This is a genomic window from Neisseria macacae ATCC 33926, from assembly GCF_022749495.1.
GTDB lineage: Bacteria > Pseudomonadota > Gammaproteobacteria > Burkholderiales > Neisseriaceae > Neisseria > Neisseria macacae.
In genome coordinates this window covers 1,949,108-1,972,596 of record NZ_CP094241.1, presented here as the reverse complement: position 1 = coordinate 1,972,596, position 23,489 = coordinate 1,949,108, and the positions used below count along the sequence as shown (strand labels likewise).

Below are 23,489 nucleotides of genomic sequence, written 5' to 3'. Positions count from 1 at the left end.
GGGGGATTGTTGCAGCGGCGGCAGTCAGTCAAGCGCAGACTGTCCGCATACAAAAGGTTAACTGTGGGGGCGGCCGGCATATGCCTCGGGCCCTTGATTCAGCAGGTTCGCATTAAACGGCAAAATCCCTGTCGGCGCAATAGTTTAGATGGGAAAATTTCTTCGTTTTTTCATTGCTTTCCGCTATGGTTTTCTTCATAAACAAAAAAATATTCAGACGACCCGAAAAGGTCGTCTGAAAAAAGTTGCACTTGCCTTATTTTCAATCTTGAGGCAAGGGAAAAATAGGGATTGTGCCAACAAAATTGCAGAAAGGATGAATATTAAAGATTCCTACGATATCGTGTTGTTGAAATGCAAATTATATTTGAAATAAATAATAATTTTTCTCAAGATAAAAAGAGTTGTCTAATAATCCATAAATCATTATGATTGAGTTTGGTATTTTTACTCAATTTTAAAATTCGAGGAGGACTCATGAAGAAAATATTGATTACTTTAACCGCAGCAGCCCTACCTTTTGCAGCATCCGCCGAAGTTGTCCTGTACGGACAAGTCAAAAGCACCATCACCTCCGGACAGGTGAAAATCAAAGGTAACGAAGGTACGGAAAAAAGCGCGACCGCGACCCGTATCAATGACAATACCTCGCGCATCGGCTTCAAAGGCAGCGAAAAACTCTCAGACGACCTCAAAGCCATCTGGCAGGTGGAACAGCGTACTTCCATTTTGGGCGAATCCAACAGCCAGCGTTTCGGCAACCGCGATTCCTTCATCGGCTTGGAAGGCAAGTTCGGTAAGGTCCGCGTCGGCAATATGAACAATATGCTCAACGAGATGGATACCATCGACCCGTGGTTGTATAAAACCAACGCGATGGGTTTGGGCATCAACACCCGCACCGGTGTGCGCACCACATCCGTGCGCTACGACAGCCCTTCGTTCGGCGGGTTCAAGTTCAATGCGTCCTACGCGCCGCGCGACAACCGCAATCCAGATGACAAATATAAGCACGAACAACCCAGCAAAGAGCAATATACCGCCGGTTTGACTTATGAAAACAGCGGTTTCACCACCAATCTTGCCTACGGCCATTACAAAGGTGCATACACCGACAAGAACGGTAAAACCAAAGCCGCGCAAATCGCTAAAATCGAGAGTTACTACGACAAAAACAACCTGTTTGTCGGCGTAGGTGCGCAATATACCAAAGGCCATGAAAGCGCAAATAAATATCTGGGTTACTTTACCGATGATTTCAATACGTACAAAGGCACTGACATTACTGCCGATGCCGGTAAAAATGAAGCCGTCAAAGTTACCGATGCAGCCGTTACCGTGGGTTATACCTTCGGCAACCTGACTCCTCGCCTCACTTACGCCCACGGCTGGGCGGCAAAAGGCGTGAATAGCGGCGAAAAACTGGTCGATAAATTCGACCAAGTTGTAGTTGGTACCTCCTACAAATTCAGCAAACGTACTTCGATGCTTGCTCATGCCGGCTATATGAAACTGGGCAGCAAAACCCGCCTGACGCCGACTCAAACAGGTTCTGTTGAACAAAAAGCCGTTTCTTTGGGCATGGTTCATAAGTTCTAATGAAGCGGTACGGATAGTCAGAAAATAGAAGAGGTCGTCTGAAAACCTTTATTTTGAAGTTTTCAGACGACCTTATTTATTTTGGTCTTGGTTTCCCTGCATTCCGTTTCCCGATAAAATACACGCTTTCGATTTTGACTCTATCCGCCATGCCGACCGACCTTCAAGCCATCAACCGCCTGCTGCCGCAAACCCAGTGCCGAGAATGCGGCTATCAAGGCTGCCTGCCTTATGCACAAGCTTTGTTGCACGAGGATGCGCCTGTTAATTTGTGCGCGCCCGGAGGAGAAGCGGTGATGGTGGATATTGCCGCCTTATTGGGTAAGCCGCGCGTTGCGCCGGTCAAAACGCAGCCCAAAGCCGTCGCCTTGATAGACGAAGCCGCCTGTATCGGCTGTACCGCCTGCATCCGCGCTTGTCCAGTCGATGCGATTATGGGCGCAAGCAAGTTTATGCACACCGTCATCAGCGACGAATGCACAGGCTGCGGACTCTGCCTCCCGCCTTGTCCGGTGGACTGTATCGACATGATACCTTCCAAACAGGAATACCTCCCCGCCGCGCGCAGCCTGAGCCGTTCTTCCGAAGCGCGTTTCGCCGCCGCCGAACACGCGCAAAGCCGCTTTGATTGGCACACGGAGCGCAAAGCACGCGACGAGGCGGAACGCAAAGCCATGCTTGCCGAGCGCGAAGCCGCCGTTAAAGCCAAGCAGGCGCAAATTCAAGCCGAAACCCAAGCTGCCGCCAAACCTGCCTTCAATCCCATGGATTTGATTGCCAAAGCCATGGCGAAAGCCCAATCCCAACAAGACAAGCTGGTTGCATCCGACAACCGCGAAGCATTCAAAAACCGGCAAATTGAAGAAGCTAAAGAGCGCGCCGAATTGCGCCGCGCCCAACGCGATGTCAAATATGGCAACGAAGAAGAAAAAGCCGCCGCGCTTGCCTATCTGCGCCGTTACAAAGCGGAGCAAGAAGCAGCCAAAGAAATACGGTGATGTCGGTGGAGAGACTTTGAAGGTCGTCTGAAATGGGTTTTCAGACGACCTTTAAGCTAAATCAAGTATAGTGGATTAAATTTAAATCAGGACAAGGCGACGAAGCCGCAGACAGTACAGATAGTACGGCAAGGCGAGGCAACGCCGTACTGGTTTAAAGTTAATCCACTATATAAGATTGATGGGGCGTTGAGGAATAACAAGCAACACCTTTGCCGAGACTACCCCAGTTGCTTGAGATGCTTCTTAAACATGTTATTTCCCGTATACAAAATCCCATTTGCGCCAAAGTCAGGGGCTGTCCGGTATGAAAACAGGCTGCACAAAATTGTTTTGTATGGTAAAGTCTGCTTTTAATAACTCGGCGGTTTAAAGCCGTCATTCAGGGGCTGTTTGAATTTAAAATCAGATTTGTTGGAAACGCTGCATCGTTTGCGCGGCGTATTTCGAGAAGCGGGCTGTGTGTCCGTCTGGTTTTAAATTCAAGCAGCCCTTTGCGTTTACAAAAACAGATAGAAGGTAGATTCCCATGCAATCTTGGCAGCTTCCCGAACATGTTGCCGATGTGTTGCCGACCAACGCCCGACAGTTGGAAAGCGCGCGAGAGCAGTTGTTGACTTTGTTCCGAGTGCACGGTTACGAGCTGGTACAGCCTCCGCTGATGGAATACAGCCATTCCCTGCTGACGCACATTGACGCGGGTTTGTCTTTGAAAACCATTTTGGTGGTCGATCAGCTGAGCGGTCGGCAGTTGGGCATCCGTGCCGACATTACGCCGCAAGTGGCGCGTATCGATGCACATCTTTTGTCCGCCAATCAAGGGATTAACCGCTTGTGCTACGCAGGTCCTGTGTTACATGCGCGGCCGGAAGGTTTGCTCAATATGCGCGAACCTTTGCAGGCGGGGGCGGAGATGTATGGTTTCACCGACATCCGGGCAGATATCGAGCTGATTGACCTGATGCTCAAAAGCATGAAGATTGCCGATATGGGCGAGGTTTTGCTGTCGCTGGGTCATATCGGCGTATTCCGCGCTTTGTCCGATGCGGCGCATTTGGATGCGGAGCAGTCCGCAACGCTGCTTGCTTTGATGCAGGATAAAGATACCGAAGCGGTCGAGGCGCAGGTTAAGGCTTGGAAGCTGGACGGTATGTGGGCGAAAGCATTTTCGCTGCTGCCGCGTCTGTATGGCGGACGGGAAGTGTTGTCCGCCGCGCGCGAACGATTGCCGGATCTGTCGGCAGTCGGCAGCGCGTTGGACGAATTGCAGGCAGTGTGCGATGCCTTCCCGAATCAGAAAGTCCATATCGACTTATCCGAACTGCGTGTCGACAATTACCACACGGGCTTGCTGTATGCCGCATACGGTTCCAATTTCCATGACGCGGTCGCGCGGGGCGGGCGTTATGACGGATTGGGCGAATATTTCGGCCGTGCGCGTCCGGCAACAGGATTCAGTTTCGACTTGCGCAGCTTTATCGGACGTTTGCCCGCCATTGAGCGGCAGCCCGTCGTCTTGGTCGATGCGGAAGATGCCGAAGCGGCTCGCGAAGCAGTCGAAGCCCTGCGTGAACAAGGGCAGTGTGTCGTTGTCGACTACGGTATCGAACACAACGCTTCGGAAGAGGTTGCAGGTCGTCTGAAAAAGTCGGACGGCGTTTGGCAGGTTGAGAAAATTTAAATACCCATTCATAGCAGATTAAAGGCAAATCAGGGCAGGGCGCAAAGCCGTCTTGGTTTGAAGTTGATTCATGATAATTTTTTAATATTAATAGGTTATATGGCTATGGCTAAAAATGTTGTAGTAATCGGCGCCCAGTGGGGCGATGAAGGCAAAGGTAAAATCGTTGACTGGCTGGCGGAAGAAACCAGCGGTGTCGTGCGTTTCCAAGGCGGCCACAATGCGGGTCATACTTTGGTCGTCGGCGGCAAGAAAACCATTTTGCGCCTGATTCCGAGCGGCATCCTGCATGAAAACTTGGACTGCTTTATCGGTTCCGGCGTTGTCGTATCCCCCGAAGCATTGTTGGGCGAAATCGACGAATTGAACGCAGCAGGCGTGAAAAACGTTGAAGGTCGTCTGAAAATCGCCCCGACCTGTCCGCTGATCCTGCCTTACCACATCGCGCTTGACCAAGCCCGCGAAGCATCGCGCGGCAAAGGCAAAATCGGCACGACCGGTCGCGGCATCGGCCCAGCCTACGAAGACAAAGTGGCACGCCGCGCCATCCGCGTCGTCGATTTGCTGCATCCTGAAAAACTGTGTGAAAAACTGGATGCCGTCCTTGCCTATTACAATGTCCAACTGCAACATCTGCACAATGCCGAGCCGGTTAAAGCGGAAGACGTGATGGCGGTTATCGAAAAAGTCGCGCCGCGCATTACGCCTATGATTACCGACGTATCCCGTGTGTTGAACGAGAAAAACAAAAACGGCGAAAAACTGCTGTTTGAAGGCGCGCAAGGTACGCTGTTGGACATCGACTACGGCACTTACCCCTTCGTTACCTCGTCCAACTGCTTGGCGGGAGCCGCTTCCGCAGGCGCGGGCGTAGGTCCGCAAATGCTGGATTATGTTTTGGGTATCGTCAAAGCCTATACCACGCGCGTCGGTTCAGGCCCATTCCCGACTGAATTGTTCGACGAAGTAGGCGCAGGTTTGGCAGAACGCGGACACGAATTCGGCTCCGTAACCGGCCGCGCACGCCGTTGCGGTTGGTTTGATGCCGCCGCGTTGAAACGTTCCATTCAAGTCAACGGCATTTCCGGTATGTGTATCACCAAGCTGGACGTGATGGACGGCATTGAAACCATCAATATCTGCGTCGGCTACGAATTACCCGACGGTAGCAAAACCGACATCCTGCCTTGCGGTTCGGACGCGGTAGAAACCTGCAAGCCGATTTACGAAACCATGCCCGGCTGGAGCGAATCGACTGTCGGCGTGAAAAGCTACGACGCATTGCCTGCCAATGCCAAAGCATATTTGAAACGCATCGAAGAAGTCTGCGGTGCGCCGGTAGCCATCGTCTCTACCGGCCCTGACCGCGAAGAAACCATTGTTTTGCATCATCCGTTCGCATAATGGTTTGATTGTAAAAGGTCGTCTGAAAACTTGGGTTTTCAGACGACCTTTTTGTATTAAGCGTGGTTAATCGGTAGCGTGAATATGAAAAACAGCCGCATATGCCTCAACAAATGAAAGGCGATTTCGTTCATATCAATATATAGTGGATTAACTTTAAACCGGTACGGCGTTGCCTCGCCTTAGCTCAAAGAGAACGATTCTCTAAGGTGCTGAAGCACCAAGTGAATCGGTTCCGTACTATCTGTACTGTCTGCGGCTTCGTCGCCTTGTCCTGATTTAAATTTAATTCACTATAAATACTTTATCCAACCCTCTGAAAAACTTTTCAGACGACCCGTAAACCTATATGATTGCACGGCAAGACAAACAAAGGAGCAAACACAATGGCAACAAACGAATACACGCAAATCGGCTGGATAGGCTTGGGTCAAATGGGTAATCCGATGGTAACGCGGCTTTTGAACGCCGGTATCGAAGTCGGTGTTTATAACCGTTCGCCCGATAAAACCGCCGACCTTGCCAATAAAGGCGCGAAAGTGTACGCAAGCACCATCGATCTTATCCGCGCTTATCCCGTTATTTTTCTGATGGTTTCCGACTTCGCGGCTGTGCGCGATATTTTGAGTGAAGAGGTTCGCAAGGAGCTTGCGGGCAAAATTATTGTCAATATGAGCACTATTGCTTCGTCTGAAAATCTTGCCGTTAAAGAATTGGTCGAAGCTGCAGGCGGACAGTTTGCAGAAGCGCCTGTTTCCGGTTCGGTCGGTCCTGCTACTAATGGTACGTTGCTGATTTTGTTTGGTGGAGAAGAAAGCGTTTTAACGCCTCTGCAAAAAGTGTTTTCCATTGTCGGCAAACAAACTTTCCATTTCGGCGGGGTAGGGAAAGGTTCGGGTGCAAAACTCGTGCTGAACTCCCTGCTGGGTATTTTCGGCGAAGCATACAGCGAGGCTATGCTGATGGCCCAACAGTTTGGTGTCGATACGGATACCATCATCGAAGCCATCAGTAATTCCGCTATGGATTCGCCTATGTTCCAAACCAAAAAATCGCTGTGGGCAAACCGTGAATTCCCACCTGCCTTCGCACTCAAACACGCTTCCAAAGACCTTAATCTGGCGGTCAAAGAGCTGGAGCAAGCCGGTAAGTCGCTGCCTGCTGTCGAAACCGTTGCTGAAAATTACCGCCAAGCGGTAACGGCAGGTTACGGAGAGCAAGACGTTGCCGGCGTTTATTTGAAATTGGCAGAACGTTAGAAATAGCGTTGTCTCAGAATATGGTTCAAGGTCGTCTGAAAACCGTATAGAAGTTTTCAGACGGCCTTGTTATCGCAGGCAATCATCCCACACTGCTTCAATCGGCTTCTCAACTTCACACGAAAGCTGCACCTCTAAAAAGGATATTTCCCATGACACAAAATGAAAAACAACACACTAAACCACAAGGCGAGCTTTTGCTGCGCACCGTTGCCATGCCGCGCGACACTAATCCCAATCAAGATATTTTCGGTGGCTGGATTATGTCGCAAATGGATTTGGGCGGCGGTATTTTGGCGGCGGAAATCGCACAAGGCCGTATTGTTACCGTAGCTGTTCAGGAAATGAATTTCATCCGTCCTGTGAAAGTGGGGAATGTCGTCTGTTGTTACGGCCGCTGCGTGAGCGTGGGTAATACTTCGTTGCAACTGAAAATCGAGGTTTGGGTAAAAACATTGATGAACGATCATCTTACTGAGGATCGTCAACTCGTGACAGAGGCTGTCTTCACTTATGTCGCCATTGATAGTGAAGGTAACAAACGCCCGATTCCGAAAGAGGGTAACCCAAAACTGGAAGGTTTGATTTAAGCAAGAGGTCGTCTGAAAACGGATTTCAGACGACCTTTTTAATTTAGTATTGGGATGAAACGTTATAGTGGGTTGAATTTAAATCAGGACAGGGCGACGAAGCCGCAGACAGTACAGATAGTACGGAACCGATTCACTTGGTGCTTCAGCACCTTAGAGAATCGTTCTCTTTGAGCTAAGGCGAGGCAACGCCGTACTGGTTTAAAGTTAATCCACTATATTATTCACTATAAACTTTCTCTTTAAGGAGGCGTAGTGATGATGCGGGGAAAATTGAATTTGATGGCAAATAAAAAGTCGTCTGAAAATTTCAGACGACTTTTTCATGAAGAGTAATCTTAACTGCCGATTAATTTCAAACGTTGACCGGGTGTCACGCCATTGGTATTTCGATTCCAGCGGCGGATATCGTTTACATCTACGTTGAATCGGTTGGCGATGGTATTCAAAGTATCGCCTCTGCGAACGGTATAAGAAACGTTTCGGATACTGTTTCGAGTTTTGGCGGGCGCTGCGGTCACACGCAACAGCTGACCTTTACGGATGTTATTGCCTTTGATGTTGTTGGCAATAATCAAATCAGCAACGCTCAAGTTGTAACGACGTGAGATATTAAACAGCGTATCGCCATCGGCTACACGGTGCATGCCCGCACCTGCGGTTTGAGATTGCTGCTGATTGCCCGCACGGGCCAAACGTGCCTCAGTGCGGCTTTGTTGTTTGGCGGTATTGGCGGCAATACGCTCGCTACGCGCTTTGACTGCGTCGGATGCAATATTGTGTTCGCTGGAGGCTTGCGCAACTGCTACATTTTCAGTTTGAGTACGAAGATTTGAATCTACCAACGCCATCAGTTCATCGGCTGTTTCAGCAGCTTGCGTCGGAGCAGCTTGAGCAGTAGTCAGCTCAGTAGTTGTATTTGCAGTAGTTTGCTCGACAACGGCAGGCTTGCTTTCAGCTTGAGACAATTGGGTAAACACTTCAGGAATACGCTCTTCTTTGACATTTGCCGATGCCAAATCTGCTGAAGAGTTGGTTTGAACAGTGGTTTCAGGTGTGGTTGCGATGTCTGCTTTGGCAACAGTAGTAGGAGTTGCAGAAGCAATTTTGCTTTCTCCGCCAACAGGAGCTGATTGAGCGACAGCAGTTTCGGATACTGCTTTTTTGCCAAGGGCTACATAATCTGTTGGTACTGCTGCAACGGGTTTAATGTTGGCAAAATCCATTGTAGGAATATTTGCTTTTGCCGTTTTAATAGGTGCCATTTCCGGCATATTGGAACGGTAAGTATCCGGTCTGTTATCAACATCGATGAATGAGAGTGTATCAGGTGTCGCCGAATTTGCTGCTTTATTCTTGGCTACCAAAATACTGCGGTCGGAAGACAGGGAGTTATTTCCCAAGCCGTTCAGTCGTTTGATTTCGGCAACGCTCATACCGGTTTCTGCTGCGATGGCGTTCAAGCTGGTATTGTTTCGGGATGTGTATATGTTCCAAGACAACAAAGTATCGGGATTTGCGTTTCGGTAGTTTTTCTCGAAAGAAGCCACAGAATCAACAGGCAGCAATAGGCGACGATTGTTTTTCGGGATGAATACAGGCGCATTGAATCCCGGATTGAGTGTCAGCAATTCGCTTTCGCTGATGTTGGCGAAGCGGGCGATAGTGCTGTTGTCAATCGGCTTGTCGATGCTCAGGGATTTGAAATACGGCTGATTGTTGATTTCGGTGATATTCATGCCGAAAGTTTGCGGGTTGGCAACGATATTGCGTACGGCCAAGAGTTTGGGAACGTAATTCCGTGTTTCGTCAGGCATGCGCAGATTTTCGTAAATCGGCTCCAAACCTTGCGCACGCGCACGATTGACGGCACGGCCGACATTACCTTCGCCCCAGTTGTAGGCAGCCAGTGCAAGGGACCAGTCGCCGAATAATCCGTGCAGGTATTGCAGGTAATTCAATGCTGCGTCAGTTGCTGCGTAGACATCGTGACGGCCATCATACAAAGGGGTTTTTTCCAAGCCGTAGTGGCGACCCGTTGCAGGCATAAACTGCCACAGACCGGATGCGCCGACATGTGATTTTGCTTTGGTAACGAATGCGCTTTCGATAAACGGCAGCAATGCGATTTCGGCAGGCATATTGCGTTTTCTGACTTCGTTGGCAATATGGTACATATAGGGTTTGCTGCGGGTAATGGTGCGGTCGAAGTAGGCACTATTGGCAGCGAATTTGCTCTCATGGCGGCGAACAAGTTCGGAATTGACCTCGTTCATACGGAAATCCTTGCGCAACGATGCCCAAAGGCTGCCCGTTCCGAAAGTTTGCGCTTTGGCTTGATCCAAAAGAGAGGAATTGAGGCGCATCATTGCCATACCTACTTGATCTGGTGTGGCATTTTGAGCGTATGCTGCGCCGGAAGCTGCGGATAAACTTGAAATGGTAAGTGCGATGGTTTTCAGTTTTGCCATGATGAATCAATAATTATCGATATAAGGTTAAATTTAGTCTACCCGATGGTACTGTTTGAAGATGTAGCCGTCAAGGTAAAGGGGGTGAAATTTACATATGCTTGGGTCTTAATGTTAAAATCTGTGGCATAAATACGGCGATTGCATTGTATTTTTCTATCGGACAGTAGAAATGAACGCATGAAACAGTTAATAGGATAACGACTATGGATGTATGGTTTGAAGATACGGCTATGGGGCGTTATGTTGCTCAGAACGAGGCTGCTTTTTTTGAGCGGCATTTGCAATATTTTGACGGACAGACCGTTGTCCAACAAGGCGGTCAATGGTTAAGGTCGTCTGAAAACGTGGTTGCCGTACCCCGTGATGTATTGATGACGGCGGACGCTATGGCTTGGGAGAGTCATTCTATTGATGTGCTGCTGATGCCGCACAGTCATGAGACTGCCGCGCTGACGCAAGTGCTGCATGAAGCGTCCAGAGTGTTGAAACCTGAAGGGCGGTTGGTTTTGACGGGGTTTAATCCGAAATCTTTGTGGTTTTTCAGCAAGTGGTTCGATGGAGCGCGTTTGCCTAAAAAGGAGCATTGCCTGACTTTGCCGGCTTTGAAGCAGCGGTTGGGGGATTTGGATTTTGAGGTGGAATTCGGAAAGTTTATGGTGTATCTGCCTGCTGTGAATTCGCAAAAGGGGCTGCGGTTTTGGCGTTTTATGGAGAAGGCGGGGGACAGGTGGTGGCCGCAGTGTGCGGCGGTGTACGGTTTGGTTTTGGTCAAGCGTATGGCGGGGGTGACGCCCTTGCCGGAGTTTGAAAAAATATTGGGAACGCAGACGGTGGCTTTGGGCGCGGCGCGGATTTCGGATTGAAAAATAAGACGTTGGTAAAACCGGCATGACTGTTTTTCAGACGACCTTTTGAGGCTGAACATTTGAAAACGAGAGGTTTGACTCCATAAATATAGCCTCTTCTATATTTGTCATTCTGCCTTGAATTTGCTGCTTTCTGCCTGTAAAGCCGATTGGTTGCAAATTGTCAGGCCGCTTTGGCATCGGTAGAATCTTAGGTCGTCTGAAAAAGGAGATGTTGATTGTATTCGCTTGAGGATAAAGAAAAATGCCGGAATTGCCTGAGGTAGAAACGACGTTGCGCGGTATCAGCCCGCATATTCAAGGTAAAAAGGTGGCGGATGTTGTGTTGCGCCAAACCAAGCTTCGCTGGCAGGTCAGTCCGCAGTTGGCGGAGCTTTTGGCGGGGCAGGAGGTGTTAAGCTGCCGTCGGCGGGCGAAATATTTGGTTATCGGTTTTGCAACGGGTATTTTGTTGATTCATCTGGGCATGTCGGGCAGCTTGCGGATTTTTACGGACGGCGATGCGCGGATTGACCATCCCGACAAACACGACCATGCGGACATTGTGTTTGCGGACGGAACGGTATTGCGCTATCACGACCCGCGTAAGTTTGGCGCGATTTTGTGGTATGAAGGCATTGCGGAACATCATCCTCTTCTTGAAAAACTGGGCCCTGAGCCGCTTTCAGACGACTTCTCCGCCGAGTATCTATACCAAAAATTTAAAACGCAAAAACGCGCGGTCAAGCTGGCTCTGATGGACAATGCCGTCGTGGTCGGCGTAGGCAATATTTATGCGAACGAAAGCCTGTTTAAATCGGGCATCTCGCCGCACCGTCCTGCGGACAAAGTTAAGAAAAAAGAATGCGCCGTCTTGGTGGAGACGGTGAAAGCAGTGTTGCAGCGCGCGATTGAAACCGGCGGCAGCACCTTGCGCGACTTTGTCAACAGCGACGGTAAAAGCGGCTATTTCCAGCAGGAATATACGGTGTACGGCAGGTACAACGAACCTTGCGTCTGTTGCGGCGGTTTGGTACAGAAAGAAGTTTTGGGGCAGCGCGGGACGTTTTATTGTCCGAACTGCCAAAAATAATGTTTGAACTTGTTTTCAGACGACCCCTTCGATAATTCAGGTCGTCTGAAAACTTTATTGATATGATTTGATACACATTTAATACGAAAAGAAAAACAGTTATGCACTCACAAAAAGCACCGTTTTTTACCCGTTTGGGCAGATTGTTCCGCTTGGCGGGATGGCTGTTCCGAACCGGAAGGCATTTGCGCCGTATCGATGCCGGCAATCCTGCCGAACGCGATTATGCGGTCATTACTCTGGGCAAAGGCGCGCTGGAAGCCTTGGATATCGAATTGGAAATCGGCACGCCGCCTGCTGATAATGTGAAAGGTGTTTTGGTGGCGGCAAACCATGTGTCGTGGCTGGATATTTTCGCCATGAGCGCAGTGTATCCGAGCAGCTTTATCGCAAAGCAGGAAATCAAAGACTGGCCGGTCTTGGGCAAAATGGGGCAAAACGCAGGCACGGTGTTTATCAACCGCAATTCCCGCCGCGATGTCGAGCCGATTAACCAAGCCATTTGCGCCGCGTTGAAAGCCGGGCAGAATGTCAGCTTTTTCCCCGAAGCGCGGACTTCTTTGGGCTTGGATATTTTGCCGTTCAAAGCCGCGCTCTTCCAATCCGCCATCGATGCCGACGCGCCTGTTCAGGCAGTTACGCTGCGCTATTATGATGATGCCGGTAAAAGGACGACTGTGCCGTCTTATGCACAAGTCGATTTGGTGCGCTCGCTCTGGCGCATCGTTTCCATGAAAAAACTGCGCATCCGTATCGATTTTGCCGCCCCGATTCGCCCCGGCAAAGACGAAGACCGCTTTATGTTGAAAGACAAAGTAGAAAGCAGCATCCGCGAAGTCGTATTGTCCGACGCACACGATTCCGAAAAATAATTCCAAGCCAGGGGCTTGTTTTCTTTCAGACGACCTCTATTTAAATGAAACATTCGCAGGTTGGGGTTCATAGCTTCAGGTAATTAATATTATTTGAACTATAAATTATACAAATCAAACTCCCTGCGCTAGAATGCACACATTCACTCGTATCATTCCCTAAACCTAAAATTTCAAGGAGATCCAAAATGGCTTTGCAAGATCGTACCGGTCAAAAAGTACCTTCCGTCGTATTCCGTACCCGCGTGGGCGACACTTGGAAAGATGTTTCCACTGATGATTTGTTCAAAGGCAAAAAAGTAGTCGTATTCTCTCTGCCCGGCGCATTTACTCCGACTTGTTCTTCTTCCCACCTGCCGCGTTACAACGAATTGTTCGGCGCGTTCAAAGAAAACGGCGTTGACGCAATCTACTGCGTATCTGTAAACGATACTTTCGTGATGAACGCTTGGGCTGCCGAAGAAGAAGCTGACAACATCTACATGATTCCTGATGGCAACGGCGAATTCACCGAAGGCATGGGTATGCTGGTCGGCAAAGAAGACTTGGGCTTCGGCAAACGTTCTTGGCGTTACTCCATGCTGGTTAACGACGGCGTGGTTGAAAAAATGTTCATCGAGCCTGAAGAGCCGGGTGATCCTTTCAAAGTGTCTGACGCTGACACTATGTTGAAATTCATCGCTCCTGACTGGAAAGCTCAAGAGTCTGTTGCCATCTTCACCAAACCTGGCTGCCAATTCTGCGCTAAAGCTAAAAAAGCTCTGCAAGACAAAGGCCTGTCTTACGAAGAAATCGTATTGGGCAAAGATGCAACTGTTACTTCCGTTCGCGCCATCACCGGCAAGATGACTGCTCCTCAAGTCTTCATCGGCGGCAAATACATCGGCGGCAGCGAAGATTTGGAAGCTTACTTGGCTAAAAACTAATTGCCTGATGCTTGAGACGGTTTAAACAAAGCCGTCTGAACAGAAAAATAGAGTTATTCAGACGATACGCTACACGGTCGTTCTGAATAGCTCTATATTTACAAGTAGAATTTGAGATTATTGTTTTAAATCAATATTTTAAAAATAACTATCGATTTTTTATTTTTGATAGTTTATTAAATAGGTCGTCTGAAAACCTGATACGCTTCACGCTGATACCGCTTCGGACGCTCAACAAAAAAGGACAAAGATTATGAAAAAAATTCAAGCAGATGTCGTCGTAATCGGAGGCGGTACTGCCGGCATGGGCGCGTTTCGCAATGCCCGTTTACATTCGGATAATGTTTACCTGATTGAAAACAACGTGTTCGGTACGACCTGCGCGCGCGTGGGCTGTATGCCTTCCAAACTCTTGATTGCCGCCGCAGAAGCGCGCCATCACGCATTGCATACCGACCCGTTCGGTGTGCATTTGGATAAAGACAGCATCGTCGTCAACGGCGAAGAAGTGATGCAGCGCGTCAAATCAGAACGCGACCGTTTTGTCGGCTTTGTTGTTGCCGATGTGGAAGAATGGCCTGCCGACAAGCGCATTATGGGTTCGGCTAAATTTATCGACGAGAATACCGTCCAAATCGACGACCATACCCAAATCACGGCAAAAAGCTTTGTGATTGCTACCGGTTCGCGTCCCGTCATCCTGCCGCAGTGGCAGTCTTTGGGCGACCGTTTGATTATCAACGACGATGTTTTCTCATGGGATACGCTGCCTAAGAGCGTTGCCGTGTTCGGACCGGGTGTTATCGGTTTGGAACTGGGTCAGGCATTGCACCGTTTGGGAGTGAAAGTTGAAATTTTCGGCTTGGGCGGCATCATCGGCGGCATTTCCGACCCCGTCGTTTCAGACGAGGCGAAAGCCGTGTTCGGCGAAGAATTGAAACTGCATCTGGATGCTAAAACCGAGGTCAAACTCGACGCAGACGGCAATGTAGAAGTTCATTGGGAGCAAGACGGCGAAAAAGGCGTATTTGTTGCCGAATATATGCTGGCAGCCGTAGGCCGCCGTCCGAACGTTGACAATATCGGTTTGGAAAATATCAATATCGAAAAAGACGCGCGCGGCGTACCCGTTGCCGATCCGCTGACCATGCAGACCAGCATTCCGCATATCTTCATCGCGGGCGACGCGTCCAACCAACTGCCTCTGCTGCACGAAGCCGCCGACCAAGGCAAGATTGCCGGCGACAACGCGGGCCGCTACCCGAATATCGGCGGCGGTTTGCGCCGCAGTACCATCGGCGTGGTGTTCACCAATCCGCAAATCGGCTTTGTCGGTTTGAAATACGCGCAGGTTGCCGCGCAATACCAACCTGACGAATTTGTTATCGGCGAAGTATCGTTTAAAAACCAAGGCCGCAGCCGCGTGATGCTGGTAAACAAAGGCCATATGCGCCTGTATGCCGAAAAAGCCACCGGCCGCTTCATCGGCGCGGAAATCTTAGGCCCGGCCGCCGAACATTTGGCGCACCTGTTGGCATGGGCGCATCAAATGAAGATGACCGTTCCGCAAATGCTGGATATGCCGTTCTACCATCCCGTTATCGAGGAAGGTCTGCGCACCGCGTTGCGCGATGCCGATGCGAAGTTGAAACAGGCTTGATGGGTTGACCTAATCGGTCTGCTAGAATGAAAGGTCGTCTGAGAACTGAACTGGCCCCCAAATCTTGGACGCTCATAAAAGCCTATTCAGGCGCTCTGTGCAAGCTGGGTTCTGTATGCGACAGGACTCAGCTTTTTCAATTTCAAACTGCAACGCTCCCGGTTGTAGTAATCCATATAGTCATCTATCTGCTTCATCAATTCATCTACCGTCAATTCACCTGCGTTATAGAAACACTCCGTCTTCAACACCGCAAAGAAGCTTTCCATCGGCGCATTGTCCCAACAGTTCGCCTTTCGCGACATGCTTTGAACCATGGAATGCTCCGCAAGCAATTCCCTATACCCCGCCGTACGGTACAGCACACCTTGGTCCGAATGAAGCATCGTTCCTTTATCAGTCAGACGGGGGGCGGCTTTTTCGAGCATTTCCTTCACCATTTCGCTGTCGGCTCTGCGGCTCATGGCGTAGGCGACGATCTCGCGGTTGAACAAGTCCAAGATTGGCGAGAGGTACAGTTTGCCGTCCTTTCCTTTGAGTTCGGTAACGTCGGTCAGCCATTTTTCGTTGGGCTTTTCAGCTTTGAATAGGCGTTTGAGGAGGTGCTCCGATATCTCGCCCATGGCGGGATGGCGGTAGGCTTTTTTCGCCCGTATGAGGGCTTTCAGTTCCAACTGCTTCATCAACCGCGCCACTTTTTTGCGGTTCCAATCTAATGCGGCGGCAATGCGCCTTTGTCCGTAGCGTCCTTTATGCCGCCGGTAGGTTTCGACAAGGAGTGCTTTGTCGGCTGCGTCGGGATCGGGTCGGTCTTGGTGATGGTAGTAAAAGCTGCTTTTGGGCAGGTTTGCGATGTGCAGCAGGTATTTGAGCGGGTGTTGCGCCCTCAGTGTTTGGACGGTTTGGCTTTGTCCTTTTCGGTCTGTTTTTGGCTGAGGGCTTTTAACTCCTTTAGGTAGGCGACCTCTGCGCGCATATAGCACAACTCTTCGATAAGCTCTGCCTGCGTTTTTTCTTGGTCGGGTTTGTCGGCGATGAAGGGGTTTTTGCGGTGTTGGGGCATGGTTTTGGATTGGGGATGTTCGAGTGCGCCGATACCGCCTTCTTGATAGGCGCGTATCCATCGTCTCAGGTGGGTTCGGGAAATGCCGTAGTGGTCTGCGGTACGCTGTTGGCTGCGTATATGCAGGTAGTGGAGTACGGCTTGGTATTTGAAGTGTAATGTATATTTGCTCATAAAAAAACTGCACCTTGTGAGTTGGAGGGGATGTCCAACTTTTGGGGTGCAGTTCAAACTTGATTTAAGGTTTTCAGACGACCTTTTTGTCTTTGCGTTGCGGAAGAAAATCAGTTGTGGCGTCATTGCTGTGTAATGTGTAGTTCAGATATTTGTATTCGACGAATATTTGATGTTTCTATTTTCTTTACGCGTTGTTGCAGATGGAGATGTCGGATTCAAGAATCTGACCTACGGCAGATTTGGTTGCTGAAACGGGAGGTCGTCTGAAAACTCGAATTTGAAGATAAGAAACCTTTAAATCTTGAGTATTCATTAAAACCTGTTCAGGTGGTTGCTATCAGCTGGGTTCTGTATGTTACAGGGCTTGGCTTTTTTCATTTTAAACGGTCATTGTCCGCAGTAATCAGGAAAGATTAAAAGGAAAGGGGGGTAATTTTAACCGGCTTTCTAAGCGTTTCTTAAAAATCCATTGCATTTTCACTCAATCCATTAACATTTAACCTTGTTGGAAACGCAATTTGTTTGTTAGTATTAAGCCATTGCCGTTACATCCGCATCACGGCGGCGACGGACAACCTCCAAGACGGACAACCTCCAAATAGAAAGGACACATATCATGGCTAAATTATTGGTCGCTCCGGTATCCGCCGGTTTGGACGTGGCAGCAGCAAGCAAAGCCTTTGCCCAAGCTTTGGGCGCGCAAGTTTTCCAACCGCTCGACGCATCCGCCGAAACCCTGTTGGCGCAAGGCAAAAGCGACGACTGGTTTGACGCTGTGGTCGGCAAAGCCGTCGCACTCAATACCGACAAACTCGTTATCGAAGGTATCGCCCCCGATGCGGACAAACTCTTCCTCTCCGGCAAAAACGTCGAGCTGGCGCTGTCTTTGGATGCAGGCGTAGTCTTGGCATTGCAATCCGACAATGCCGACGCAGCCGAAGCGGCACACCGAATCAACCTTGCCAAACAGCTTTACACCAACGCACCGGGTCTTTTGGAAGGCTTCATTATTGAAGGCGCGGCAGCATCCGTGGGCGAAGAAGTCGCCCGCCTGACCGGACTGACATTCTACGGCTCAAGCAGCGCGCTCAAAGACGTATCTGCGTTGGCAAAACGCGAAGCCTCCCGCCTTTCTCCCGCCCAATTCCGTTACAACCTGATTGATTTTGCCCGCAAAGCCGATATGCGCATCGTCCTGCCCGAAGGTGCAGAACCGCGTACCGTCGCCGCAGCCGCCATCTGCCACGAAAAAGGCATTGCCCGCTGCGTCTTGCTTGCCAAACGCGAAGAAGTTGAAGCCGTTGCCAAAGAACGCGGCATCAACCTGCCTGACTCTTTGGAAATCGTCGATCCCGCTACATTGGTCGAACAATACGTCGAGCCGATGTGCGAATTGCGCAAATCCAAAGGCCTGACGCCTGAAGACGCCCGCAAACAACTGCAAGACACCGTTGTCCTCGGCACCATGATGATGGCGCAAAACGACGTGGACGGCTTGGTATCCGGCGCCGTTCATACTACCGCCAACACCATCCGCCCCGCTTTGCAACTGATTAAAACCGCACCGGGCGCCAGCCTCGTGTCCAGCGTATTCTTCATGCTGCTGCCCAACCAAGTCCTCGTCTTCGGCGACTGCGCGGTCAACCCGAATCCGACACCCGAACAGCTTGCCGATATCGCCATCCAATCCGCCGATACCGCCAAAGCCTTCGGCATCCCGCCTAAAGTTGCCATGATTTCCTACTCCACCATCAACTCAGGCAGCGGCCCTGATGTCGATGCCGTGATTGAAGCGACCAAACTGGCGAAAGAAAAACGCCCGGACTTGGAAATCGACGGCCCGCTGCAATACGATGCGGCTACCGTGCCTGAAATCGGCAAAACCAAAGCCCCTGAAAGCACCGTCGCCGGTCAGGCAACCGTCCTGATTTTCCCAAGCCTCAACACCGGCAACTGTACCTACAAAGCCGTACAACGCAGCGCCAACGTCCTGAGCGTCGGCCCTCTGTTGCAAGGTTTGCGCAAACCGGTCAACGACCTCTCCCGCGGCGCATTGGTAGAAGACATCGTCTTCACCATCGCCCTGACAGCGGTTCAGGCAAAACAAATGGCAAACTGATTACTTGAATTTTTAAAGTAAACACAGGTCGTCTGAAAACCTATCAATAAGGTTTCAGACGACCTTTTTATAGTGGATTAACTTTAAACCAGTACGGCGTTGCCTCGCCTTAGCTCAAAGAGAACGATTCTCTAAGGTGCTAAAGCACCAAGTGAATCGGTTCCGTACTATCTGTACTGTCTGCGGCTTCGTCGCCTTGTCCTGATTTAAAGTTAATCCACTATACATTTTGGCATAGCCCAAACAGGTTAAACACAATTCCTTCGTCTGTCTCAATCTTCTTTTCAGCTTTCAAAACGCCGTCCGAAACTGCTTATTTCAAACCTCCTTCCCCCGCTTTTCAGACGACCTCCTGCCCGCTATAATACGCTTGCAAATTATTTGCATTATCATTTAATTTAGGAGAAACGCATGAGCACCCGTACCGAACACGACACCATGGGCAATGTCGAAGTCCCGTCCGAAGCCTATTGGGGCGCGCAGACCCAGCGCAGCCGCAACAATTTCAAAATCGGCGGCGAAACCCTGCCGCAGCCGTTGATTTATGCTTTGGCGCTGGTGAAAAAAGCCGCAGCCGCCACCAATGTTTCCCTCGGCAGGATTAAGCCTGAGCAGGCGGATTTGATTACGCAGGCGGCGGACGACGTGTTGAACGGCAAGCTCGACGGGCAGTTTCCTTTAGTAGTATGGCAGACCGGCTCCGGCACGCAATCCAATATGAACATGAATGAAGTGCTGGCGAACCGCGCCAACGAAATCGCCGGTACGGGTTTGGCGGCGTACCAGCCCGTCCATCCCAACGACCATGTGAACCACGCGCAATCGACCAACGACGCGTTCCCGACCGCCATCCACGTCGCCGCCGCGATTGAAATCAACCGCCACCTTATTCCGGCGGTAAAAGCCCTGCGTGACACCTTGGACAAAAAAGCCCAAGCCTTCGCCCCCATCGTCAAAATCGGTCGCACCCACTTGCAGGACGCAACGCCGCTGACTTTGGGTCAAGAATTTTCCGGCTACGTTTCCCAGCTCGACCACGGCTTAGGTCGTCTGAACGACGCGCTCAAAGGTTTATACGAACTCGCCTTGGGCGGCACGGCGGTCGGTACGGGCTTGAACAGCCATCCCGAATACGCCGAAAAAGCCGCCGCCAAACTCGCCGAATTGTCCGGCCTGCCATTTGTCAGCGCGCCGAACAAATTTGAAGCCTTGGGCGGACGCGATGCAGCCGTTGCCGCTTCGGGTGCACTGAAAACGCTGGCGGCAAGCCTGAACAAAATTGCCAACGACATCCGCTGGCTGGCAAGCGGCCCGCGCTGCGGTTTGGGCGAAATCAAAATTCCCGAAAACGAGCCGGGTTCGTCCATCATGCCGGGCAAAGTCAACCCAACCCAATGCGAGGCGATGACCATGGTGTGCTGCCAAGTGTTCGGCAACGACGTCACCATCGGCATGGCGGGCGCGTCGGGCAATTTCGAGCTGAACGTCTATATGCCCGTTATCGCCTACAACCTCTTGCAATCCATCCGCCTCTTGGGCGACGCGTGCAACAGCTTCAACGAAAACTGCGCCGAGGGCATCGAACCCGTGCCGGAAAAAATCGACTATTTCCTGCACCATTCCTTGATGCTCGTTACCGCGCTGAACCGCAAAATCGGCTACGAAAACGCCGCTAAAGTCGCCAAAACCGCCTATAAAAACGACAAATCGCTGCGCGAAACCGCCGTTGAGTTGGGCTTGCTGACAGGCGAAGAGTTTGACGAACTGGTCGTTCCCGCCGATATGGTTCATCCGCGCTGATTGACGGTTTGAAATACGGCAAAGGTCGTCTGAAAATTGAACTGCACCCCAAAAGTTGGACATCCCCTCCAACTCACAAGGTGCAGTTTTTTTATGAGCAAATATACATTACACTTCAAATACCAAGCCGTACTCCACTACCTGCATATACGCAGCCAACAACGTACCGCAGACCACTACGGCATTTCCCGAACCCACCTGAGACGATGGATACGCGCCTATCAAGAAGGCGGTATCGGCGCACTCGAACATCCCCAATCCAAAACCATGCCCCAACACCGCAAAAACCCCTTCATCGCCGACAAACCCGACCAAGAAAAAACGCAGGCAGAGCTTATCGAAGAGTTGTGCTATATGCGCGCAGAGGTCGCCTACCTAAAGGAGTTAAAAGCCCTCAGCCAAAAACAGACCGAAAAGGACAAAGCCAAACCGTCCAAACACTGAGGGCGCAACACCCGCTCAAATACCTGCTGCACATCGCAAACCTGCCCAAAAGCAGCTTTTACTACCACCGTCAAGACCGGCCCGACACCGACGCAGCCGACAAAGCCCTCCTTGTCGAAACCTACCGGCGGCATAAAGGACGCTACGGACAAAGGCGCATTGCCGCAGCATTGGGTTGGAACCGCAAAAAAGTGGCGCGGTTGATGAAGCAGATGGAACTGAAAGCCCTCATACGGGCGAAAAAAGCCTACCGCCATCCCGCCATGGGCGAGATATCGGAACACCTCCTCAAACGCCGGTTCAAAGCCCGAAAGCCCAACGAAAAATGACTGACCGACGTTACCGAACTCAAAGGGAAGGACGGCAAACTGTACCTCTCGCCAATCTTGGACTTGTTCAACCGCGAGATCGTCGCCTACGCCATGAGCCGCAGAGCCGACAGCGAAATGGTGAAGGAAATGCTCGAAAAAGCCGCCCCCCGTCTGACTGCTAAAGGAACGATGCTGCATTCGGACCAAGGCGTGCTGTACCGTACGTCGGGATATAGGGAATTGCTTGCGGAGTATTCCATGGTTCAAAGCATGTCGCGAAAGGCGAACTGTTGGGACAATGCGCCGATGGAAAGCTTCTTTGCGGTGTTAAAGACGGAGTGTTTCTATAACGCAGGTGAATTGACGGTAGATGAATTGATGAAGCAGATAGATGACTATATGGATTACTACAACCGGGAGCGTTACAGTTTGAAATTGAAAAAGCTGAGTCCTGTCGCATACAGAACCCAGCTTGCACAGAGCGCCTGAATAGGCTTTTATGAGTGTCCAAGATTTGGGGGCCAGTTCAAATATTTCAGACGACCTTTTTTGATGTTTGAAACCGTCAAACGGCTTTTATTTGTCGTGGCGCACCATTTTCGGCGCGTAGCGTCCGGCGCGTTCTTTGAGGCGTTTGACCAGGCCTTCGGTGGTGTTCGGTACGCCGTCGACACAGAAGGCCTGGTAGAGGACGGCGCGCATCGCGTCGTTTTTGTTGAAGGTCGAGCCTATGGGTTTCCATTCGGCTTTGCGCGGCTCGATCCAGCGGCGGTTGACGGTGTCGCCGTAGCCGAACACTTTATAAGACGAGCGTTTGTCTTTGCCGTATGTGAAGGAAGAACGGGCGCAGAAGAGGCCTTCGACGGTCAGGTTGTCATGACCTTTGTCGGAACGGACGTTGAGGATGTAGCGGATGCTGCCGTCGGGAGAGGGCATGATTTGCAGGCTGCTGAGGAGGATTTTGGGCTGCTTACCGTAGTCTTCGCTGACGTAGAGGTCGAACCAGTCGCCGGATTGGGTGTCGGGCAGTGGCGGGAGCGCGGTTTTTTGTTCGGCGAACTCGCGGGCTGCGGCTTCTTCGGGGCTTTCTTTGTAGCGTGTGTTGAAGGGGGTATCTTTTTCGCTGAATCCGGCGGCGTTGACTGCCGTGGCGGCGAGGCAGAGGGTCAGGAGGGCGAGACGGCGCATGGTGTGCTCCAAAGTGAAAAACGGCTTTATTTTATGGGTTCGGCGGGGTGGGGTGCAAGTAAGTACGGTATAATTCATGTTAATCCTTTTAACGGAACATCGGAAAATATGAATGCACACACCTTAGACCTGAAGGGGCTCAGATGCCCTTTGCCGATTTTGAAAACCAAAAAAGCCTTGGCGCAAATGCAGGCGGGCGAAGTCCTGACCGTGTTGGCGACCGACGGCGGCGCGCCCGGCGATTTTGAGGCGTTTTGCCGTCAGACCGGACATGTCTTGCTCGAATCGCGCGAAGAAGACGGCGTGTTCACGCTGGTTGTGAAACACAAATAGAGGTCGTCTGAAAATGGCGAAACGTCCGATTTCAAGACTTTTGACGCTTGCTGTTTTCTCCGTTTTATTGACGGCGTGCGGCAGGGAAGAAGTGCCGCCCGAGCAGATGGCGGATCGTGCGAACGCGGCGGCGGAATTGTTCCGTCAAGGCTGCGTCGCTTTTGACGGGGCTGCCGATAAAGTGCGCTCGTTTGCCGATAATGAAAAGCTGACGGCTTTGAACGCGGAAGAAATCGGCAGGCTGCCCGCAGGTTTCATCGAGCCGGATGCGCTTGCCGTTTGGAAGAAAACGCAGGACGGCGCGGATTATTATTTGAGCCTGACCGGCGACAGTTGCAGCGTGAAGACGGCGCGGGCGGACGAAAACTTGATACGCAAGCAGTTTATGGTATTGGTGGAAAACCCGCCGAAGGGTCTGAACAACGAATTGCGCACCGATCAAGCCTCCGAATCTCCGGTTCCGATCCGCCAGTTGTCCTACGCGTGGCGCGCTTCGGGCAGCTCGGAAGAAACCCTGTTGACCGTCAAAACCACCCCGTCCGACCAGCTGCCCGTGCAGGCGGTGTTTTACCTGACGCATCAGTCCTACAACGGCAAGCCTGTCCTTGTGCAATAGCCTTTCAGACGACCTTTAAGGGAGCATCAAGGGGTCG

General features: G+C 50.9%; 22 protein-coding genes and 2 pseudogenes. 19 read left to right on the top strand and 5 right to left on the bottom strand.

Going from position 1 to position 23,489, the window contains the following annotated elements:
* The first annotated feature begins 477 nt into the window (after window positions 1-477).
* From MON40_RS09495 to MON40_RS09475, 5 genes and pseudogenes are all read left to right on the top strand, one after another.
* Window positions 478-1,599 carry a porin gene (locus tag MON40_RS09495; RefSeq protein ID WP_003777566.1) on the top strand — a complete coding sequence of 374 codons (1,122 nt, stop codon included), beginning with the start codon at window positions 478-480 and terminating at the stop codon, window positions 1,597-1,599.
* A gap of 149 nt (window positions 1,600-1,748) precedes the next feature.
* The gene (locus tag MON40_RS09490; protein ID WP_039862872.1) at window positions 1,749-2,597 is read left to right on the top strand and encodes an RnfABCDGE type electron transport complex subunit B; all 849 of its coding nucleotides are present in this window, start codon (window positions 1,749-1,751) and stop codon (window positions 2,595-2,597) included.
* 63 nt (window positions 2,598-2,660) lie between these two features.
* Window positions 2,661-2,780: pseudogene (locus tag MON40_RS09485) on the top strand (IS5/IS1182 family transposase); the annotation flags it as partial.
* A gap of 346 nt (window positions 2,781-3,126) precedes the next feature.
* Window positions 3,127-4,278 (top strand): ATP phosphoribosyltransferase regulatory subunit, encoded by a 1,152-nt coding sequence (locus MON40_RS09480; RefSeq protein WP_003777572.1) that lies wholly within the window; start codon window positions 3,127-3,129, stop codon window positions 4,276-4,278.
* Between the two features lie 105 nt (window positions 4,279-4,383).
* Window positions 4,384-5,682: an adenylosuccinate synthase gene (locus tag MON40_RS09475; RefSeq protein WP_039862874.1), complete on the top strand. Its 1,299-nt coding sequence runs from the start codon at window positions 4,384-4,386 to the stop codon at window positions 5,680-5,682.
* A 235-nt stretch (window positions 5,683-5,917) separates the two neighbouring features.
* On the opposite strand, the pseudogene MON40_RS13595 reads toward MON40_RS09475, so the two are convergent.
* Window positions 5,918-5,980, bottom strand: a pseudogene (locus MON40_RS13595) (transposase); the annotation flags it as partial.
* 88 nt (window positions 5,981-6,068) lie between these two features.
* Here MON40_RS13595 and MON40_RS09470 point away from each other — a divergent pair.
* Both MON40_RS09470 and yciA read left to right on the top strand, forming a co-directional pair.
* Window positions 6,069-6,941, top strand: coding sequence for an NAD(P)-dependent oxidoreductase (locus MON40_RS09470; RefSeq protein WP_003777575.1), 873 nt, complete (start codon window positions 6,069-6,071; stop codon window positions 6,939-6,941).
* A gap of 152 nt (window positions 6,942-7,093) precedes the next feature.
* On the top strand, window positions 7,094-7,531 hold the full coding sequence (yciA, locus tag MON40_RS09465) for an acyl-CoA thioester hydrolase YciA (protein ID WP_003759083.1): 438 nt from the start codon (window positions 7,094-7,096) through the stop codon (window positions 7,529-7,531).
* Between the two features lie 338 nt (window positions 7,532-7,869).
* Here the strand turns inward: yciA and MON40_RS09460 are convergent, their stop codons facing one another.
* Entirely contained in the window at window positions 7,870-10,002 is a 2,133-nt protein-coding gene (locus tag MON40_RS09460; protein WP_003777577.1) for a LysM peptidoglycan-binding domain-containing protein, read from the bottom strand.
* Between the two features lie 206 nt (window positions 10,003-10,208).
* Between MON40_RS09460 and MON40_RS09455 the strand changes: the two genes are divergently transcribed.
* From MON40_RS09455 to MON40_RS09435, 5 genes are all read left to right on the top strand, one after another.
* Window positions 10,209-10,868 (top strand): class I SAM-dependent methyltransferase, encoded by a 660-nt coding sequence (locus MON40_RS09455; RefSeq protein WP_003763410.1) that lies wholly within the window; start codon window positions 10,209-10,211, stop codon window positions 10,866-10,868.
* A gap of 247 nt (window positions 10,869-11,115) precedes the next feature.
* A complete protein-coding gene (mutM, locus tag MON40_RS09450; protein ID WP_003777582.1) occupies window positions 11,116-11,943 on the top strand; it encodes a bifunctional DNA-formamidopyrimidine glycosylase/DNA-(apurinic or apyrimidinic site) lyase in 828 nt (275 codons plus the stop codon).
* Between the two features lie 101 nt (window positions 11,944-12,044).
* Window positions 12,045-12,815, top strand: coding sequence for a 1-acylglycerol-3-phosphate O-acyltransferase (locus MON40_RS09445; RefSeq protein WP_003777585.1), 771 nt, complete (start codon window positions 12,045-12,047; stop codon window positions 12,813-12,815).
* Between the two features lie 188 nt (window positions 12,816-13,003).
* On the top strand, window positions 13,004-13,741 hold the full coding sequence (locus tag MON40_RS09440; RefSeq protein ID WP_003740760.1) for a redoxin family protein: 738 nt from the start codon (window positions 13,004-13,006) through the stop codon (window positions 13,739-13,741).
* 253 nt (window positions 13,742-13,994) lie between these two features.
* Window positions 13,995-15,401, top strand: a complete 1,407-nt coding sequence (locus MON40_RS09435; protein WP_003777587.1) for a dihydrolipoyl dehydrogenase — start codon at window positions 13,995-13,997, stop codon at window positions 15,399-15,401.
* 86 nt (window positions 15,402-15,487) lie between these two features.
* Here MON40_RS09435 and MON40_RS09430 read toward each other — a convergent pair whose 3' ends face one another.
* Window positions 15,488-16,384: an IS3 family transposase gene (locus tag MON40_RS09430; RefSeq protein ID WP_242925875.1), complete on the bottom strand. Its 897-nt coding sequence runs from the start codon at window positions 16,382-16,384 to the stop codon at window positions 15,488-15,490.
* Window positions 16,288-16,638 (bottom strand): helix-turn-helix domain-containing protein, encoded by a 351-nt coding sequence (locus MON40_RS09425; RefSeq protein ID WP_003756443.1) that lies wholly within the window; start codon window positions 16,636-16,638, stop codon window positions 16,288-16,290. The genes MON40_RS09430 and MON40_RS09425 overlap by 97 nt, the downstream gene beginning before the upstream one ends.
* 619 nt (window positions 16,639-17,257) lie before the next feature.
* Here MON40_RS09425 and pta point away from each other — a divergent pair.
* From pta to MON40_RS09400, 5 genes are all read left to right on the top strand, one after another.
* A complete protein-coding gene (gene pta / locus MON40_RS09420) occupies window positions 17,258-18,760 on the top strand; it encodes a phosphate acetyltransferase (RefSeq protein WP_003777592.1) in 1,503 nt (500 codons plus the stop codon).
* Window positions 18,761-19,171: 411 nt separating this feature from the next.
* Window positions 19,172-20,560 (top strand): class II fumarate hydratase, encoded by a 1,389-nt coding sequence (gene fumC / locus MON40_RS09415; protein ID WP_003777594.1) that lies wholly within the window; start codon window positions 19,172-19,174, stop codon window positions 20,558-20,560.
* Window positions 20,561-20,653: 93 nt separating this feature from the next.
* The gene (locus MON40_RS09410; protein WP_003756443.1) at window positions 20,654-21,004 is read left to right on the top strand and encodes a helix-turn-helix domain-containing protein; all 351 of its coding nucleotides are present in this window, start codon (window positions 20,654-20,656) and stop codon (window positions 21,002-21,004) included.
* Window positions 20,908-21,333, top strand: coding sequence for an IS3 family transposase (locus MON40_RS09405; protein ID WP_242925884.1), 426 nt, complete (start codon window positions 20,908-20,910; stop codon window positions 21,331-21,333). Before MON40_RS09410 ends, MON40_RS09405 begins: the two co-directional genes overlap by 97 nt.
* 57 nt (window positions 21,334-21,390) lie before the next feature.
* Entirely contained in the window at window positions 21,391-21,804 is a 414-nt protein-coding gene (locus tag MON40_RS09400) for an IS3 family transposase (protein ID WP_242925883.1), read from the top strand.
* An 87-nt stretch (window positions 21,805-21,891) separates the two neighbouring features.
* On the opposite strand, the gene MON40_RS09395 is transcribed toward MON40_RS09400, so the two are convergent.
* A complete protein-coding gene (locus tag MON40_RS09395) occupies window positions 21,892-22,503 on the bottom strand; it encodes a CNP1-like family protein (protein WP_003777596.1) in 612 nt (203 codons plus the stop codon).
* 108 nt (window positions 22,504-22,611) lie between these two features.
* On the opposite strand from MON40_RS09395, the gene MON40_RS09390 reads away from it, so the two are divergent.
* Both MON40_RS09390 and MON40_RS09385 read left to right on the top strand, forming a co-directional pair.
* Window positions 22,612-22,836, top strand: a complete 225-nt coding sequence (locus MON40_RS09390) for a sulfurtransferase TusA family protein (RefSeq protein ID WP_039862876.1) — start codon at window positions 22,612-22,614, stop codon at window positions 22,834-22,836.
* Between the two features lie 13 nt (window positions 22,837-22,849).
* Window positions 22,850-23,452 carry an NMCC_0638 family (lipo)protein gene (locus MON40_RS09385; RefSeq protein WP_003777601.1) on the top strand — a complete coding sequence of 201 codons (603 nt, stop codon included), beginning with the start codon at window positions 22,850-22,852 and terminating at the stop codon, window positions 23,450-23,452.
* Window positions 23,453-23,489: the final 37 nt, after the last annotated feature.